We start from the raw sequence: 16,964 nt of genomic DNA on the forward strand, positions 1-16,964 counted from the left end.
GGCCGACCCATTTTGAGTTGGGAGCAAGCGAATGATCGCCGCAGAGAAAAAGCGAGAGGCCGCGGAAGCCAACCGGCGCCGCTACGAAGAGCTACGCGCCGCCGGCCAGGAATCGACGCCTAAAGCGCTTCCCGTTGCAACCGCGCTCGATGGTGCGCCGATCAATCCCGACGCCATCATCAGCCGTGAAGAGGTCGCGGCCGGTTGGTACACGATCGTTCGGCTGCGGCGCGGCGAGGCGCTGCGGATTATCGATTCGTCCGGCCACTCCAGTGTTTCCATGATCGGCTGGCGTCAGGAAGATACGTCCGAGCGGATCAATTGTGCCGACACCGCTAAGGTGCAATGGAGCGCCGCCGTCTCGAAGGGCAGGGTGATCCTCACCGATATGGGGCGGGTGCTGGTCTCGCTGATCGAGGATACCAGCGGCGCACACGACATTATGGTTGGCGGCTCCACGCCAGCAACGACGCTAGCTGCTTACGGCCAGACCTCACGCAATACCCAGGAGAATTTCATCGCCGGTGCCGCCAAGATCGGGCTGAGCGTGCGCGACATTCCGCCCTGCGTAACGTTCTTCGCGCCGGTTTCGCTCGACGATAATGGCCGCTTCGTCTGGAATCAGCAGCGGAAGCGGCCGGGAGATTTCGCCGATTTGCGCGCGGAGATGAATGCGGTGTTGGTGTTGTCGAATTGCGCGCATCCGCTCGATCCGGCGCGGCCGTCGGTATCGCGGCCGGTGACGCTGATTCGCCTTCGCCTGCCGCCTGCCGGAGCGGATGATCCCTGCCGTACCGGTTCGCCCGAAGCCATGCGGGCTTTCGAATTCACCGACCGGCTCTACGCGTGAGGAGACTCCAATGACTGCCGATGCTTCCAGCTTGCCGCGGGATGTCTCCACGGCGATCTATGTCAGCGATATCGCCGCGGAACGGCCCTGGTCGCGCGTGGTGAAGCGCGGGCAGACCTTGCGGATCGTCGACAGCGAAGGCCAGCAGGCGGTGGACACCGTGCTGTACTGCGCCGATGACACCGCGGAACGCTACAGCACGCAGGACACGCTGCGTACTCAAGGCTCGGCCTATGTCGAACTTGGCACCCGACTAATCTCCAACCGCGGCCGTGTCATGGCTCGGATCACGGCGGATACCTGCGGACGCCACGACAGTTCGGCCGGATGCTGTTCCTGCGAGAGTAACGCGGTGCGGTTCGGCGAAGAAACCAAATACCAGCACGCCTGCCGCGAGAACTTTATCCTGGAATTGTCGAAATACGGCATGACCAAGCGCGACATCGTCGCCAATCTGAACTTCTTCATGAACGTGCCGATCGATCCCGATGGCAAATTCACCGTAGTCGATGGCATGTCGGCGCCCGGAAACTATGTCGATGTCACGATGGATCTCGACGTGATCTTCGTCATCTCCAACTGCCCGCAGGTCAACAATCCCTGCAACGGATTCAATCCGACGCCGATCAGGGTGATCGTCTGGGACGAGGATCTATTCTAACGAGATCTCGCCTGGCCGCGGAGCCTCTGTTTCAAGACCTCTCAGTTTTGATGGACACGAGACACCTATGCCCATGTCCCATGTCGACGATCGCTTGACCGGTTCGTTCAGGGAATGGCGGGCTGCGTCTCCGTGAGGGGCATCCAGCCAGCGTCGCCGCGGAGGAAGAGTGGGCACCCATAGACCGCACGGACTACAAGCGGCGGGGACAGCGCCGCGACCGGCGCCTTCCACCGATTGGTTTGCTTCATGGCGACAATCATACCGGCAACTTCGACGCCGATCTTTTGCAAAAGACGCACAGAAGCGACCGCGGTTGCGCCGGTTGATATCGCATCGTCGACCAGCACGACCCGTCGGCCTTCGATCAGGGGCACCAGGTTCGGGTCCAGCCGCAATTGCTTGCCCGCCTCCGGACTTGTAATCGAGGTGACCGGCTCGGACAGGGCGTCATCATACCAGAATTTGCGCGAGTACCCGAGGGGACATAGCGTGACTGTCCGAGCCATTCGGCTACCAGCGAGGCAAAGGCAAGGCCGAGGGTTGGCAGTCCGACAATGATCTGGGCATCGAGTGAGCGCGCCTGCGTGGCCATATGATCCGCCAGCGCCGCAACAACGTTGCTTGAGGCCTGGTTGGCAATGAGGGAGGCGACGGCGCGATTGCCATCGGGCAATTGGCGCAGCGGCAGGACCAGCGTGCGGCTGCAGGGTAGACTTACTGGATAGCCGAAGCGATAGGGCGGCCGCGCGGGGAACCGGGCGGGGACCTCAGGCGTCAGGTTCTGCCAATAGCCAGTTGTAGGCTCGGTGTAAGTCTCATTCGCGGTCATGGTGCTGGTGCCATGTTGATTGGAGTCGCTGCATCATAACGTACGCGGTGTTCTTCTTGGCTATACTTAGCTCAAACTTCCCCATGATGGATTGGAGCGAGAGTTCAAGTTTTTCAATTCGTTAGAAGGTGGCGTGTGCACGACGTGTGCACCGGGAGATCAAAGAAAATCCTAATACGGGCAGCGAAAGCAACTCCATGCTGAGCGACCATCTCATGCCTGGAGGTTGCATTTTGTTGGTCAAGCTGGCGCGCCGTCATGAACCAAGGGCAAGCCAGATCGTCGAGCATGCCAAGGCGGCCCAACCGCAATCAGCCTACCGAAGTCGTCGCTCGCGAAGCTTGCGGAAATCATCGCCCGCGTGGTGCGAGGAGCGCGTTAGCGGCGTGGCCGAGACCAGCAGAAAGCCCTTAGCGTAAGCGACCTTCTCATAGGCTTCGAATTCGTCAGGTGGCACGAAGCTCACAACAGGGTGGTGCTTGCGCGTGGGCTGGAGATACTGCCCGATCGTCAAGAAATCGACGTCGGCGGAACGCAGATCATCCATCAATTGCAGCACTTCGCTCCGCTCTTCGCCGAGACCGACCATGATGCCCGATTTGGTGGAAATCCGCGCATCGAGTTCCTTCACGCGCTGCAACAGCCGGACCGAATGGAAATAACGCGCCCCGGGCCGCACCGTCAGATATTTCGACGGCACGGTCTCCAGATTGTGGTTGAACACGTCGGGCTTCGCCGCGACGACGGTTTCGAGCGCGCCCCTTTTGCGCAGAAAGTCTGGCGTCAGGATTTCGATCGTCGTGCCAGGGCTCACTGCCCGGATCGCAGCAATGGTTGTGGCGAAATGCACCGCACCGCCATCGGCAAGATCATCGCGATCGACTGAGGTGACGACCACATGCTGCAGTCCTAGTGTGGCCACCGCTTCTGCGATTTTGACCGGCTCATCTGCATCGAGCGGATCTGGTAGGCCGGTGCGCACGTTGCAGAACGCGCAGGCGCGCGTGCAGGTGTCGCCCATGATCATGAAGGTCGCTTGCTTCTTCGCCCAGCACTCGCCAATGTTAGGACAGCTGGCTTCCTCGCAAACGGTCACGAGTTTGTTCTCACGCACGATGCGCTTCGTCTCCGCCCAATCGGCGGAGCCGGGAGCCTTTACGCGGATCCATGTAGGCTTGCTCAGTATTTGCGTGTCGGGGCGGTTTGCCTTTTCAGGGTGGCGTTGCCTGTCAGGCCGCATCATCTCACGCGGATCGTTGTTGAGGAGATCGAGTAAGACTGTCATTTGGTTGGTCCCGTGAATGCGCCGCTTGAGGACATTCAGCTATCTGAGCGAACTTCGTCAATTCGATTGTTTGTTTTCGCACCAGTGCCCCTTTCACGAGGAGCGCTGCTTTGCGAGGGCGACCTTGCTCCTCGCGCGGCGGCCAATTTCCAGCTCCGAGTCTTGCGTTTGGAATCGATCACGGTGTCTGTCCGACATTTCGGGCGGCCTTTCCGAACCTTTTCCGGAGCTTCGGACAAATCCCAGCCGTTCGCAGACGCAGCTCCGATAGCTCGCACCGCAAACCCAAGCAAAAAGAATGGCATGCGCGCGACTGGCCGTGCCTCTCGGGGTCTGGCACGAATGCTGCTTCGGTCTCTTCAAAAGAAGCAAGAGCTTCAGAATAAGCAATGTGAGGGGAACGTTCAGATGCCAGCCATCATGCAGCTCATGACCTAGACCGCCAGGCGAGATCGCCTGTGCGGCATTGTGCGTTTCACCAGGCGCGCGGCGCGCAACGAACGTTCGCGCCTGATTTTGGCTCGGCACGAAATGGGAGAGGGTAATGACGATCGCGGACGCGCACGATCTGGATCCGCACGAAACCCGGGAATGGCTCGATGCCTTGTCGGCCGTCCGAGGCCATCGTGGCAATGAACGAGCCGAGTTCGTCGTCAATGCGGTGCTCGATGCCGCACGCGATGGCGGCCTTCAGATTGAGCAATCGCTGACGACACCCTACTGCAACACGATCCCTCCGGACCGGCAGCCCGCGCTGCCGGGCGATCGTGCGATCGAGCACAAGCTTCGCTCGATCATCCGATGGAACGCGCTGGCGATCGTTCTTCGCGCCAACAAGGAAAGCTCGGAGCTAGGCGGACATATCGCAAGTTTTCAGTCGGCCGCAACGCTCTACGACATCGGCTTCGGCCATTTCTGGCACGCGCCGACGGATACCCATGGTGGCGATCTGATTTTCGTCCAGGGGCATTGTTCGCCCGGCATCTACGCCCGCGCCTTCCTCGAGGGCCGGTTGAGCGAGGAGCAGCTGCTCGGCTTCCGGCAGGAGACCGCCGGCGGGGGACTGTCGAGCTATCCGCACCCCTGGCTGATGCCGGATTTCTGGCAGTTTCCGACGGTGTCGATGGGGCTCGGGCCCCTGATGGCGATCTATCAGGCTCGCTTCCTGAAATATCTCCAGAACCGCAATTTGGCGGAAACGGCCAACCGCAAGGTTTGGGCCTTCATGGGTGACGGCGAAACCGATGAGCCGGAATCGCTCGGCGCGATTTCGCTCGCCGGCCGCGAGAACCTCGACAATCTGATCTTCGTCATCAACTGCAACCTGCAACGGCTCGACGGGCCGGTTCGTGGCAACGGCAAGATCGTCCAGGAACTCGAAAGCGTGTTCCGCGGCGCCGGCTGGAACGTCATCAAGGTGCTGTGGGGCTCGGGCTGGGATCGGCTGCTGCAGAAGGACAAGACCGGGTTGCTGCTCAAGCGCATGACGGAGTGCGTCGACGGCGAATACCAGGATTTCAAGAGCAAGAGCGGTGCCTATATCCGCGAACATTTCTTCGGCAAATACGATGAACTGAAAGAGCTCGTCGCCGACATGAGCGACGACGATATCTGGCAACTGGCGCGCGGCGGCCATGATCCGGAAAAGGTGTTCGCGGCCTACACCGCAGCCGTCAATCACAAGGGCCAGCCGACCGTCATCCTGCCGAAGACCGTCAAGGGTTTTGGCATGGGCGAATCCGGCGAAGGCCAGATGATCGCGCATCAGGCCAAGAAGATGACGCAGGATGCGCTGCGCGGTTTCCGCGACCGCTTCCAGATACCGGTCTCCGATGCGGACCTGGCCAAGGTTCCGTTCCTCCGCCTGCCGGAAGACAGTCCGGAGATGAAGTATTTTCACGCCCAGCGCGCCAAGCTCGGCGGCAGCCTGCCGCAACGCCGGCGCAAATCCGCCTCCCTGCCAATTCCGCCGCTGTCGACATTCCAGCGGCTGCTCGACGCTACCGGCGACCGTGAAATTTCCACCACGATGGCGTTCGTGCAGATGCTCGGCACCCTCGTCCGCGACAAGTTGATCGGCAAGCACATCGTGCCGATCGTGCCGGACGAATCCCGCACCTTCGGCATGGAGGGCATGTTCCGCCAGCTCGGCATCTATTCGTCAGTCGGCCAGCTCTACCGGCCGCAGGATGCCGACCAGCTGATGTACTACCGCGAGGACAAGAGCGGACAGGTGTTCCAGGAGGGTATCAACGAAGGCGGCGCGATGTCGAGCTGGATCGTCGCGGCGACGTCCTACTCGACCAACAACGTGCCGATGATTCCGTTCTACATCTATTATTCGATGTTCGGCCTGCAGCGCGTCGGCGACCTTGCCTGGCTCGCCGGTGACATGCGCGCCCGCGGCTTCCTGCTCGGCGGCACCGCCGGCCGCACGACGCTGAACGGCGAAGGGTTGCAGCATGAGGACGGCCACAGCCATCTGCTGGCCGCCACCATCCCGAACTGCGTGGCGTACGATCCGACCTTTGCCTATGAGGTCGTGACCATCGTCCGCGAGGGCATGCGCCGCATGTACGAGGCGCAGGAGGACGTCTACTACTACATCACCCTGATGAACGAGAACTATCAGCACCCAGGGCTGGCCGACGCCGGCAAGGGGGCGGAAGAAGGAATTCTCAAGGGGCTCTATCTCCTCAAGAACGGCGGCGAGACCGCGAAGAAGGGACTGCGCGTCCAGCTGGTGGGCTCGGGCACGATTCTGCGTGAAGTGATCGCGGCGGCGGATCTGCTCAGGGCGGATTTCGGCGTCACCGCCGACGTCTGGAGCGCGACGAGCTTCAACGAATTGCGCCGCGACGGCATGGCGGCGGAGCGCTGGAACCTGCTGCACCCGACCGAGCCGCGCCGCAAGAGCTGGGTCGAGGCGCAACTTGAAGGCCATCTGGGCCCGGTCGTGGCGTCGACCGATTACATGCGCAGCTACTCCGACCAGATCCGCGAATATGTCCAGGCCGCCGGACGGCGATACGTCACCCTCGGCACTGACGGTTTTGGTCGTAGCGACTATCGCGTCAAGCTGCGGCGGTTCTTCGAGGTCGATCGGCATTACGTCGCGATCGCCGCGCTCAAGGCGCTGGCCGACGAAGGGGCGATCAAGCCGGCGATCGTGGCCGAGGCGATCGCGAAATTTCAAATCGACACCGGGCGCGCTGCGCCCTGGACTGTGTGACGGCGAAGCCGAGGACAGAGCGATGAGTCTGATCGACATCAAGGTTCCCGATATCGGTGACTTCAAGGACGTCCCGGTCATCGAAATCTTCGTCAAGCCGGGCGACACGGTGAAGGCCGAGGCGCCGCTGGTCGCGCTGGAGTCCGACAAGGCGACCATGGAAGTGCCGTCGCCGCGGGATGGCGTCGTGAGATCGGTGGTCGTGAAGGTCGGCGACAGGGTCAGCGAAGGCGCCGTCATCGTGCAGTTCGAGGGCGCCGGCGCCGAGCAGGCCGAGGCTCGCCCGGTCGTCAGCGCGCCGCCGTCGCCGGTCAGCGCGCCGGGCGGCATCGCCGAGGTGCGGGTCCCCGATATCGGCGACTTCAAGGACGTTCCGGTGATCGAAATCTTCGTCAAGCCCGGCGACAGCGTCAAGGCGGAGGATCCGCTGATCGCGCTGGAGTCCGACAAGGCCACGATGGAAGTGCCGGCGCCGCTTTCAGGCATCGTGCGCGAGATCAAGGTCAACACCGGCGACAAGGTCAGCGAAGGCTCGATCATCCTCGTGCTGGCGACCGGCGCTTCCGTTGGCGACGTTGCAGGCTGTCCTACGGCCGCTCCGGTAGCCGCATCCTCATCGCCTGCGGCGGCACCAGCCGCGGCAACCGGCGCGATCGACGAAAAGGCTTTCGCGCTCGCTTATGCTGGCCCGGCCGTGCGCAAGCTGGCGCGCGAACGCGGCGTCGATCTCGGCAAGGTCAAGGGGTCAGGCAATCATGGCCGCATCCAGCGCGAGGACGTCGAGGCGTTCGGCAAGGGCGGAGCGGCCTCGGCCAAACCGCAAGCCGCGTCGGCCAGCGGCGGTGGCGTCGGCGGCATCGACCTGCTGCCGTGGCCCAAGGTTGATTTCGCCAAATACGGGCCGGTCGAGCGCAAGGAGCTCGGCCGCATCAAGAAGATCTCCGCCGCCAATCTGCACCGTAACTGGGTCGTCATCCCGCACGTCACCACCCATGACGAGGCTGATATCACCGACCTCGAAGCGTTCCGGATGAAGATGAACAAGGAGCTGGAGAAGAGTGGCGTAAAACTCTCGCTGCTGCCGTTCATGGTGAAGGCGGCCGTGGCGGCGTTGAAGAAATTTCCGGAGTTCAATGCCAGCCTCGACGGTGACACGCTGGTCTACAAGAACTATTGGCACATCGGGTTTGCCGCTGACACGCCGAACGGCCTGATGGTGCCTGTAATCCGCGATGCCGACAAGAAATCGGTGCCGGAAATCGCCACCGAGATGAACGCGCTCGCCAAGGTCGCGCGCGAGGGCAAGATCAAGCCCGACCAGATGCAGGGCGGCACGTTCTCGATCTCGTCGCTCGGCGGCATCGGCGGCATTTACTTCACACCGATCATCAACGCGCCGGAAGTCGCGATCATGGGCGTCTGCAAGGGCTACTGGAAGCAGCACTCGCCCGACGGCAAGACCTCGGACTGGCGGCTGACGCTGCCGCTGTCGTTGTCGTGGGACCACCGCGTCATCGATGGCGCGGCGGCGGCGCGCTTCAACGTTCACTTCGCCAACGTACTCGCCGATTTGCGGCGCGTGCTGTTCTGAGATCGGGGAGAGCAGCATGGCTCAGCAGATTGAAGTGAAGGTTCCTGACATCGGCGACTTCAAGGACGTCGCGGTCATCGAGGTCCTGGTGAAGCCCGGTGAAACCGTCGCGGTCGACACCAGCCTCATCATGGTCGAATCCGACAAGGCGTCGATGGAGATTCCGTCCACGCATGCCGGCATCGTCAAGGAAATCAAGGTCAAGGTCGAGGACAAGGTCAGCGAAGGCTCGACCATCTTGGTGCTGGAAAGCGCCGGTGCTGTGGCCGCGCCGAAGCCCGCGCCAGCGGCGCAGCCCGCTGCCGCCGCGCCGCCGCCGCCCGCGCCAGCCGCGGGATCCTATTCCGGTAAGGCCGATATCGAATGCGACATGGTGGTGCTGGGCGCCGGTCCTGGCGGCTACTCGGCTGCCTTCCGCGCCGCCGATCTCGGCATGAAGACCGTGCTGGTCGAGCGGTACGATACGCTCGGCGGCGTGTGCCTCAATGTCGGCTGTATCCCGAGCAAGGCGCTGCTACATACGGCTTCGGTCGTCGACGAGGTCAAGCATCTGCCTGACCACGGCATTTCCTATGGTCCGCCGCAGATCGACCTCGACAAGCTGCGCGGCTTCAAGGACGGCGTGATCAAGAAGCTGACCGGTGGCCTTGCCGGCATGGCGAAGGCCCGCAAGGTCGAGGTCGTGACCGGCGTCGGCGCCTTCCTCGATCCGCATCATCTCGAGATCGTTTCGGCGGGCGGCAAAAAGACAGTCAAGTTCGCCAAGGCGATCATCGCCGCCGGCAGCCAGGTCGTGAAGCTGCCGTTCCTGCCCGACGATCCGCGCATCGTCGATTCGACCGGCGCGCTGCTGCTGAAATCGATTCCCAAGCGCATGCTGGTGATCGGCGGCGGCATCATCGGGCTCGAGATGGCGACGGTCTATTCGACGCTCGGTGCGTGCATCGACGTTGTCGAAATGCTCGATGGGCTGATGCAGGGGGCCGACCGCGACCTAGTCAAGATCTGGGAGAAGATGAACGCCAAGCGCTTCGAGAAGGTCATGTTGAAGACCAAGACGGTCGGTGCGAAGGCGACTCACGCCGGGATCGAGGTGAGCTTTGAGGGCGAGCAGGCGCCCGCCGGACCGCAGGTCTATGACCTCGTTCTCGTGTCGGTCGGCCGCAGCCCGAACGGCAAGACGATCGCTGCCGAGAAAGCTGGAGTCGCAGTGACGGCGCGAGGCTTCATCAACGCCGACCGGCAGATGCGCACCAACGTGGCGCATATCTTCGCGATTGGCGACATCATCGGCCAGCCGATGCTGGCGCACAAGGCTGTGCATGAAGGCCATGTCGCCGCGGAAGTCGCGCATGGCGAGAAGTCGTATTTCGACGCGCGGCAGATTCCCTCCGTCGCCTACACCGACCCTGAAGTGGCCTGGGCCGGCAAGACCGAGGACCAGTGCAAGGAAGAAGGCATCAAGTTCGGCAAGGCGGTTTTTCCCTGGGCGGCGTCCGGCCGCGCCATCGCCAATGGCCGCGACGAGGGCTTCACCAAATTGCTGTTCGATTCCACGACCCATCGTGTGGTCGGCGGCGGCATCGTCGGTACCCATGCCGGCGACTTGATCAGCGAGATCTGTCTTGCGATCGAGATGGGCTGCGACCCGTCCGATATCGGCAAGACCATTCACCCGCATCCGACGCTCGGCGAGTCCATTGGAATGGCCGCGGAAGTCTTCGAGGGCCACTGCACCGATCTGCCGCCACAGAAGAAAAAATGACGTTGCCTGCGGCCACGCAGACACGACGAGATCATGGAGGAGACACGATGTCCGGAACGACAACTGCGATAACCGCGACGCAGAAGAAGCCGATTTATCAGATTCTCTATGTCCAGGTGCTGGTGGCGATCGTGCTCGGTATTTCCGTCGGCTGGCTCTGGCCGGATTTCGCCAAGAATGACTGGATCAAGGCGATGGGCGACGGCTTCGTCAAGCTCATCAAGATGGCCATTGCGCCCATCATCTTCTGCACCGTCGTCTCCGGAATTGCCCATATCTCCGAAGTCAAGAAAGTCGGCCGCGTCGCGGTCAAGGCGCTCATCTACTTCGAGATCGTCTCGACCTTCGCGCTCGGGCTGGGCCTGATCGTCGCCAACGTGCTGCACCCGGGATCGGGTTTCCAGGGGCAGTCGAATGCCGCCGCCGTCGCTGGTTACGCCAAGCAGGCGGCTGAGATGAAGTCGGTGGACTTCGTCCTGCACATCATTCCGGAAACAGTGGTCGGGGCGTTTGCGCAGGGCGAAATCCTGCAAGTCCTGCTGTTTGCAATCCTGTTCGGCTTTGCACTGATGGGGCTCGGTGACCGGGCCCATACCGTGCGATCGTTCATCGACGATGTCGCCCACGCGATGTTCGGCGTCATCTCGATCATCGTGAAGGCCGCGCCGATCGGTGCGTTCGGGGCGATGGCCTATACGATCGGGCGGTACGGTCCGCAGGCGCTGGGCAATCTCGCCGGACTTATCGTCACCTTCTACCTAACCGCGGTGATCTTCGTGCTGGTGGTCCTTGGTCTGATCGCCCGCATCGCCGGTTTCTCGATCTTCAAGTTCCTCAAATACATCAAGGATGAGTTGCTGATCGTGCTCGGCACGTCGTCCTCGGAGAGCGCGCTCCCGCAACTGATGGAAAAGCTGGAGCGCCTCGGCTGCTCCAAGCCGGTCGTCGGCCTGGTCGTGCCGACCGGCTATTCCTTCAATCTCGACGGCACCAACATCTACATGACGCTGGCGACGCTCTTCATTGCCCAGGCCATGAACGTCGATCTCAGCTTCGGTGAGCAGATGACGATCCTCATCGTCGCCATGCTGACGTCGAAGGGCGCTTCGGGCATTACGGGTGCGGGTTTCATCACGCTGGCAGGCACGCTCGCTGCCGTGCGGCCGGAGCTGCTTCCCGGCATGGCGATCGTGCTCGGCATCGACAAGTTCATGAGCGAGTGCCGCGCGCTGACCAATCTCTGCGGCAATGGCGTCGCCTGCGTCGTGGTGGCCTGGTGGGAGGGCGAACTAGATCGGGACAAGCTGCGCGCCGGGCTCGAACGCAATATCGACCCGACCGACTTTGAGACCGCCGTCGCGGATGCCAGGGCGCTTTAGCGCGGCGTCTCTAACGCAAGGTTCTTTGATATTCGAATCACAACGGATCGGCCGTAAAAAGGAGAATTGGTCATGACTGACGTCGTAATTGTGTCTGCCGCGCGGACGCCGGTTGGCTCCTTCAACGGGGCATTCGGATTGCTGACCGCCCATGAACTCGGGGCCGTCGCGATCAAGGGGGCGCTCGAGCGCGCCCAGGTCTCCCCCGAGGACGTCGACGAAGTCATCCTGGGCCAGGTGCTGGCCGGGGGCGAGGGGCAGAATCCCGCGCGACAAGCCGCCATGGCCGCCGGCATTCCGCAGGAGAAGACGGCGTGGGGCATGAACCAGCTTTGCGGTTCGGGCCTGCGGTCGGTGGCCCTCGGACTGCAGCAGATCGCCAATGGCGATGCGAAGGTTATCGTCGCCGGCGGCATGGAGTCGATGTCGATGGCGCCGCATTTGTCTCACATGCGCTCCGGCACCAAGATGGGCGACGTCAAGTTCATCGATTCCATGCTGAAAGACGGCCTGCTGGATGCGTTCCATGGTTATCACATGGGAGTAACGGCCGAGAACATCGCCGCCAAATGGCAGATCAGCCGTGAAGAGCAAGACGCGTTCGCCACCAGCTCGCAGAACAAGGCCGAGAACGCGCAAAAGGGCGGCAAGTTCAAGGACGAAATCGTTCCTGTCACCGTCAAGACCAGAAAGGGCGATATCGTCGTCGACCAGGATGAATATATCCGGCCGGGCACGACGCTCGATGCGATGGCGAAGCTGAAGCCTGCCTTCAACAAGGAGGGCTCGGTAACCGCCGGCAACGCCTCGGGTCTCAACGACGGCGCGGCCGCGCTGGTGTTGATGAGCGCTGACGAAGCCAGCAGGCGCGGCCTCAGGCCGCTTGCGAAGATCGTGTCCTGGGCGACCGCGGGCGTCGATCCGGCGGTAATGGGATCGGGGCCCATTCCGGCGTCCCGCAAGGCGCTCGAAAAGGCCGGCTGGAAGGTCAAGGATCTCGATCTCGTCGAGGCCAACGAGGCCTTCGCGGCGCAGGCCATCGCCGTCAACAAGGACATGGGTTGGGATCCATCGATCGTGAACGTGAACGGTGGTGCCATCGCCATCGGCCATCCGATCGGTGCATCCGGCGCGCGCGTTCTGACGACGCTGCTGTTCGAGATGCAGAAGCGTGGCGCGAAGAAAGGCCTTGCCACGCTCTGCATCGGCGGCGGCATGGGCGTTGCTTTGACGGTCGAGCGCTAAACCAGCGGACGGGCCCGGTCGTTACAACCGGAACCAGATGCGGACGGCACCGGGCCGTCCGCAAACGAAAACGGCTCCCCGGAGCCGGCGAATACAACCGACCAAGATCAGGAGGAAACGATGTCCAGAGTTGCGGTGGTGACCGGCGGAACGCGAGGCATAGGTGAGGCGATCTCGATCGCGCTCAAGGCGGCCGGCTATAAGGTAGCTGCGAGCTATGCCGGAAATGAAGAAGCGGCGGCGAAGTTCAAGAACGAGACCGGCATCAACGTCTACAAATGGGACGTGTCGAGCTACGACGCCTGCATCGCCGGCTTGAAGCAGGTCGAGGCCGATCTCGGTCCGGTGGACGTGCTGGTCAATAACGCGGGGATCACCAAGGACGGCATGTTCCACAAGATGACGCCGGACCAATGGTATGCGGTCATCAACACCAATCTGAATTCGCTGTTCAACATGACGCGGCCGGTGTGGGAAGGAATGCGCGAGCGCAAATTCGGCCGTGTGATCTGCATCTCCTCGATCAACGGCCAGAAGGGCCAGATGGGCCAGGTCAACTACTCCGCCGCCAAGGCGGGTGACATGGGTTTTGTGAAGGCACTGGCGCAAGAGGGCGCTCGCTCCGGCATCACCGTCAATACGATCTGTCCCGGCTATATCGCCACCGAGATGGTCAAGGCGATCAACCCGGAAATCGTGGCCAAGAACATTATTCCCCTGATCCCGGTCGGCCGTTTGGGTGAGCCGCACGAGATCGCGCGCACGGTCCTGTTCCTGGCGTCCGACGATGCGGGCTTCATCACGGGTTCGACGATATCCGCCAACGGCGGCCAGAGCATGGTCTGAGGTGCCGATGTCGACGCAGCCACAAGGGGACCTGACGACGCGAACGCTCGCCATGCCTGCGGACGCAAATCCGAGTGGCGACATCTTCGGCGGCTGGGTGCTTTCCCAAATGGATATCGCGGGTGGCATCCATGCCGGTCAGCGTGCGCAGGGGCGGGTCGCGACGGTTGCGATCGAGGCGATGCATTTCATCAAGCCGGTCCAGGTCGGAGACGTTCTCTGCGTCTACGCAGCGGCCGAGCGTGTCGGGCGGACATCGCTGGCGATCCGCCTGGAAGCCTGGGCGCTGCGCCGCCGCCTGGGGGACCGTGTGAAGGTGACCGAAGGCATCTTTACGTTCGTCGCGCTCGATGCCGAAGGACGGCCGACACCCATTGCAGACCTCAGACCCGATCAGCCGCCAAGGGAAGTCAACGTGACCGACGCCGCCACCACAAATCACCGCACCAATCACTCATGAAGGAGACGGACGTGTCCGACAACAAGTCAACGCCGAGCGCAGCCGACTGGGGTCTCCCGGGGTTCGACTTCGCCAAGCTCATCGAATCCTGCCAGATCAGCGGCGTCGACATGATGTCGTTGATCGATATGGAGAAGAAAAACATCGACGCGCTCACCGAGGTCAATCGTTCGGCATACGAGAGCTGGCGGAACCTGATGGCACGGCAGACCGAGGTTTTCCAGGAAACCATGAAGGCGATCGCTGCCGAGGCCAGCAACGAAACCGTTGCGGGGCGGCGCAGTGAAATCGCCAGGCAGGGATTTGAAAAAGCCATCTCCAACATGCGCCAGCTCGCCGAGACCGCGGCCGAGTCCCAGAAGCAGACGATCGAAATAATGCGTCGACGCTTCGAGGAAGGGATGGCCGTGATGCGCACCCGTGGCGGAAGTGCGTGAAGGCCCCGCCGGCCGAGCAGAAGCAGGAGAGAGGCGCATCGCCTCTCGAACCAACAGTAGAATCGGGGAATATCATGGATCAGGATCAGGATCTGAGGGAAGCCGCACTCGAGTATCATCGCCTGCCGACGCCGGGGAAGATCTCCGTCGTGCCAACGACGTCCATGGCAACGCAGCGCGATCTGGCCCTGGCGTATTCACCCGGCGTGGCGGAACCTTGCCTGGTCATCGCCAAGGATCCCTTGCAGGCCGATGAACTGACGGCGCGCAGCAACCTCGTGGCAGTCATCACCAACGGCACCGCTGTGCTTGGTCTCGGCAATATTGGCCCGCTTGCGAGCAAGCCGGTCATGGAAGGCAAGGCGTGCCTGTTCAAGAAGTTCGCCGGAATCGACGTATTCGATATCGAACTCGCCGAGAACGATCCTGACGCGTTGATCGAAACGATCGTCAGGATGGAGCCGACCTTCGGCGGCATCAATCTGGAGGACATCAAGGCGCCGGAGTGCTTCTACATCGAACAGAAGCTGCGCGCCCGAATGAAGATTCCCGTCTTTCACGACGACCAGCACGGCACCGCGATCATCGCGGCGGCCGCGATCCTCAACGGGCTGAAGCTGGTGAAAAAGGACATCGCTGACGTCAAGCTGGTTTGCTCCGGCGCCGGTGCAGCGGCGCTTGCCTGTCTCGATCTCATCGTCAGTCTCGGGCTGCGACACGATAATATCATCGTGACCGATGCGAAGGGCGTGGTGTATGCCGGCCGCACCGAAGGCATGGACGACAACAAGGCGCGCTACGCCGTAACGACGGACGCGCGAAAGCTGGACCAGATCATCCAGTATACGGACATTTTCCTCGGTCTGTCGGCCGGCAACGTGCTCACGCCCGACATGGTCAAGAAGATGGCGCGAGATCCGTTGATTTTCGCCATGGCCAACCCGATCCCCGAAATCATGCCGGAGGATGCGCTGGCCGTTCGTCCCGACGCGATCATAGGGACAGGGCGTTCCGACTACCCCAACCAGATCAACAATGTGCTGTGCTTTCCGTTCATCTTCAGAGGTGCGCTGGACTGCGGGGCGACCACGATCAATGAGGAGATGAAGCTCGCGACGGTACGCGCACTCGCGGATTTGACCATGGCGGAGGTGCCCGAGGTGGTCGCCGCCGCTTACAAGGGGGAGGGGCTGCGCTTCGGCCGCGACTATCTCATTCCGAAGCCGTTCGACCCGCGGCTCATCGAAATGATCGCGCCGGCGGTGGCCAAGGCCGCTGCCGACACCGGCGTTGCCAGGCGTCCGATCCTCGATATGGAGGCCTATCGTCAGAAGCTCGCCCGGTTCGTCTACCAGTCCGGAAACGCGATGCAGCCGGTCTTCTCCTTGGCCAAGGGAAGCGGCAAATCGCTGCTTCTGGCGGAAGGCGAGGACGAGCGTGTGCTGCGCGCAGCACAGGTCATCGCTGACGAGAGCATTGCCCGGCCGCTGCTGCTCGGCCGGCCTTCGACGATCGAAGAGCGGATCAAGGCCTTCGGTCTCCGGCTCAAGCCAGGCAGCGACTGCGAGATTATCGATCCACATGATGCGCAGGTCTATTCCAAGTCCGCGGAAGTGTATCATGCGCGCAGAAAGCGTGATGGCGTGTCGGCCGCGCTGGCCCTGTCGGAGACGCGGAGCGACGCGACGGTGCTCGCGTCGATCCTGCTCGAGAGGGGCATTGGCGATGCCATGCTGTGCGGGGTCATCGGAAGGACCGCCAGTCACCTCACGGCCATAAGCCACGTAATAGGGACCCGGGACGGCGTGCGCACGCTCGCCGTGATGCAGATGCTCATTCTCCCAAAGCATCAGCTGTTCATTTGCGACACGCACTGCAATCTCAATCCGACCGCCGAGCAGGTCGCCGATATTGCGTTGTTGGCGGCCGCCGAGGTCAGGCGGTTCGGCATCACGCCGAGGGTGGGGTTGATGTCGCATTCGAGCTTTGGCAGCTCGGCCGTCGCGGAAGCGCACAAGATGCGGGAGGCGCGCGCCATCATTCGCGAGCGGTCGCCCGATCTGGCCGTTGAGGGCGAGATGCGCGGGGATGCCGCGCTATCGCGGTCGGTGCTTGATCACGAGTTTCCCGACACCGATTTCGAAGGACCAGCGAATGTGCTGGTGATGCCGAATCTAGACGCCGCCAACATCTCCTACAATTTGTTGCGGATGGCGGCGGGGCAGGGACTGACGGTGGGCGGCATTTTGCTCGGGGCGGCAAAGCCGGCCCATATCCTGACGCCATCGTCCACAGTTCGGCGTATCGTGAACATGGCTGCCGTCGCGGTCGCAGACGCCATTTCGGAGCGGGCTTGATCGGCAAGACGCGGTTGGAAAAGA

The 16,964-nt window shown here is 62.3% G+C and carries 13 protein-coding genes; 11 read left to right on the top strand and 2 right to left on the bottom strand.

Annotated features, from left to right (window positions below; genetic code table 11):
* Positions 1 to 31: 31 nt before the first annotated feature.
* A complete protein-coding gene (locus IVA82_RS36940; protein WP_247388299.1) occupies positions 32 to 850 on the top strand; it encodes an urea amidolyase associated protein UAAP1 in 819 nt (272 codons plus the stop codon).
* Between the two features lie 10 nt (positions 851 to 860).
* Positions 861 to 1,511 (top strand): urea amidolyase associated protein UAAP2, encoded by a 651-nt coding sequence (locus IVA82_RS36945; RefSeq protein ID WP_247388301.1) that lies wholly within the window; start codon positions 861 to 863, stop codon positions 1,509 to 1,511.
* Between the two features lie 107 nt (positions 1,512 to 1,618).
* Here the strand turns inward: IVA82_RS36945 and IVA82_RS36950 are convergent, their stop codons facing one another.
* Together IVA82_RS36950 and lipA are read right to left on the bottom strand one after the other, a co-directional pair.
* Positions 1,619 to 2,020, bottom strand: coding sequence for a phosphoribosyltransferase family protein (locus IVA82_RS36950; RefSeq protein ID WP_247388302.1), 402 nt, complete (start codon positions 2,018 to 2,020; stop codon positions 1,619 to 1,621).
* Between the two features lie 639 nt (positions 2,021 to 2,659).
* A complete protein-coding gene (gene lipA, locus IVA82_RS36955; RefSeq protein WP_247388303.1) occupies positions 2,660 to 3,628 on the bottom strand; it encodes a lipoyl synthase in 969 nt (322 codons plus the stop codon).
* A gap of 544 nt (positions 3,629 to 4,172) precedes the next feature.
* On the opposite strand from lipA, the gene aceE reads away from it, so the two are divergent.
* The 9 genes from aceE to IVA82_RS37000 all read left to right on the top strand — a co-directional run bounded on the left by aceE (position 4,173) and on the right by IVA82_RS37000 (position 16,940).
* Complete coding sequence (gene aceE / locus IVA82_RS36960) at positions 4,173 to 6,860, top strand: pyruvate dehydrogenase (acetyl-transferring), homodimeric type (RefSeq protein ID WP_247388304.1); 2,688 nt, start codon at positions 4,173 to 4,175, stop codon at positions 6,858 to 6,860.
* 22 nt (positions 6,861 to 6,882) lie between these two features.
* A complete protein-coding gene (locus IVA82_RS36965; protein WP_247388305.1) occupies positions 6,883 to 8,451 on the top strand; it encodes a dihydrolipoyllysine-residue acetyltransferase in 1,569 nt (522 codons plus the stop codon).
* A 16-nt stretch (positions 8,452 to 8,467) separates the two neighbouring features.
* Positions 8,468 to 10,216, top strand: coding sequence for a dihydrolipoyl dehydrogenase (gene lpdA, locus IVA82_RS36970; protein WP_247388306.1), 1,749 nt, complete (start codon positions 8,468 to 8,470; stop codon positions 10,214 to 10,216).
* A 47-nt stretch (positions 10,217 to 10,263) separates the two neighbouring features.
* Complete coding sequence (locus tag IVA82_RS36975; protein ID WP_247388307.1) at positions 10,264 to 11,595, top strand: dicarboxylate/amino acid:cation symporter; 1,332 nt, start codon at positions 10,264 to 10,266, stop codon at positions 11,593 to 11,595.
* Between the two features lie 72 nt (positions 11,596 to 11,667).
* Positions 11,668 to 12,840 carry an acetyl-CoA C-acetyltransferase gene (locus IVA82_RS36980; protein WP_247388308.1) on the top strand — a complete coding sequence of 391 codons (1,173 nt, stop codon included), beginning with the start codon at positions 11,668 to 11,670 and terminating at the stop codon, positions 12,838 to 12,840.
* Between the two features lie 120 nt (positions 12,841 to 12,960).
* On the top strand, positions 12,961 to 13,686 hold the full coding sequence (gene phbB, locus IVA82_RS36985) for an acetoacetyl-CoA reductase (protein ID WP_247388309.1): 726 nt from the start codon (positions 12,961 to 12,963) through the stop codon (positions 13,684 to 13,686).
* A 7-nt stretch (positions 13,687 to 13,693) separates the two neighbouring features.
* Entirely contained in the window at positions 13,694 to 14,146 is a 453-nt protein-coding gene (locus IVA82_RS36990; protein WP_247388310.1) for an acyl-CoA thioesterase, read from the top strand.
* A gap of 11 nt (positions 14,147 to 14,157) precedes the next feature.
* Positions 14,158 to 14,583 (top strand): TIGR01841 family phasin, encoded by a 426-nt coding sequence (phaP, locus tag IVA82_RS36995; protein ID WP_247388311.1) that lies wholly within the window; start codon positions 14,158 to 14,160, stop codon positions 14,581 to 14,583.
* A 74-nt stretch (positions 14,584 to 14,657) separates the two neighbouring features.
* Positions 14,658 to 16,940, top strand: a complete 2,283-nt coding sequence (locus IVA82_RS37000) for an NADP-dependent malic enzyme (protein ID WP_247388312.1) — start codon at positions 14,658 to 14,660, stop codon at positions 16,938 to 16,940.
* Positions 16,941 to 16,964 lie beyond the last annotated feature (24 nt).

Origin of the sequence: Bradyrhizobium sp. 142 (assembly GCF_023074015.1) — a bacterium.
Lineage (GTDB): Bacteria > Pseudomonadota > Alphaproteobacteria > Rhizobiales > Xanthobacteraceae > Bradyrhizobium.

Coding starts and splice junctions, on each gene's coding strand:
- lpdA (WP_247388306.1), top strand. CDS start 8,468: ATGGCTCAGCAGATTGAAGTGAAGGTTCCTGACATCGGCGACTTCAAG.
- IVA82_RS36950 (WP_247388302.1), bottom strand. CDS start 2,020: ATGGCTCGGACAGTCACGCTATGTCCCCTCGGGTACTCGCGCAAATTC.
- IVA82_RS36945 (WP_247388301.1), top strand. CDS start 861: ATGACTGCCGATGCTTCCAGCTTGCCGCGGGATGTCTCCACGGCGATC.
- IVA82_RS36980 (WP_247388308.1), top strand. CDS start 11,668: ATGACTGACGTCGTAATTGTGTCTGCCGCGCGGACGCCGGTTGGCTCC.
- IVA82_RS36990 (WP_247388310.1), top strand. CDS start 13,694: ATGTCGACGCAGCCACAAGGGGACCTGACGACGCGAACGCTCGCCATG.
- IVA82_RS36975 (WP_247388307.1), top strand. CDS start 10,264: ATGTCCGGAACGACAACTGCGATAACCGCGACGCAGAAGAAGCCGATT.
- lipA (WP_247388303.1), bottom strand. CDS start 3,628: ATGACAGTCTTACTCGATCTCCTCAACAACGATCCGCGTGAGATGATG.
- IVA82_RS36965 (WP_247388305.1), top strand. CDS start 6,883: ATGAGTCTGATCGACATCAAGGTTCCCGATATCGGTGACTTCAAGGAC.
- IVA82_RS36940 (WP_247388299.1), top strand. CDS start 32: ATGATCGCCGCAGAGAAAAAGCGAGAGGCCGCGGAAGCCAACCGGCGC.
- phbB (WP_247388309.1), top strand. CDS start 12,961: ATGTCCAGAGTTGCGGTGGTGACCGGCGGAACGCGAGGCATAGGTGAG.
- IVA82_RS37000 (WP_247388312.1), top strand. CDS start 14,658: ATGGATCAGGATCAGGATCTGAGGGAAGCCGCACTCGAGTATCATCGC.
- aceE (WP_247388304.1), top strand. CDS start 4,173: ATGACGATCGCGGACGCGCACGATCTGGATCCGCACGAAACCCGGGAA.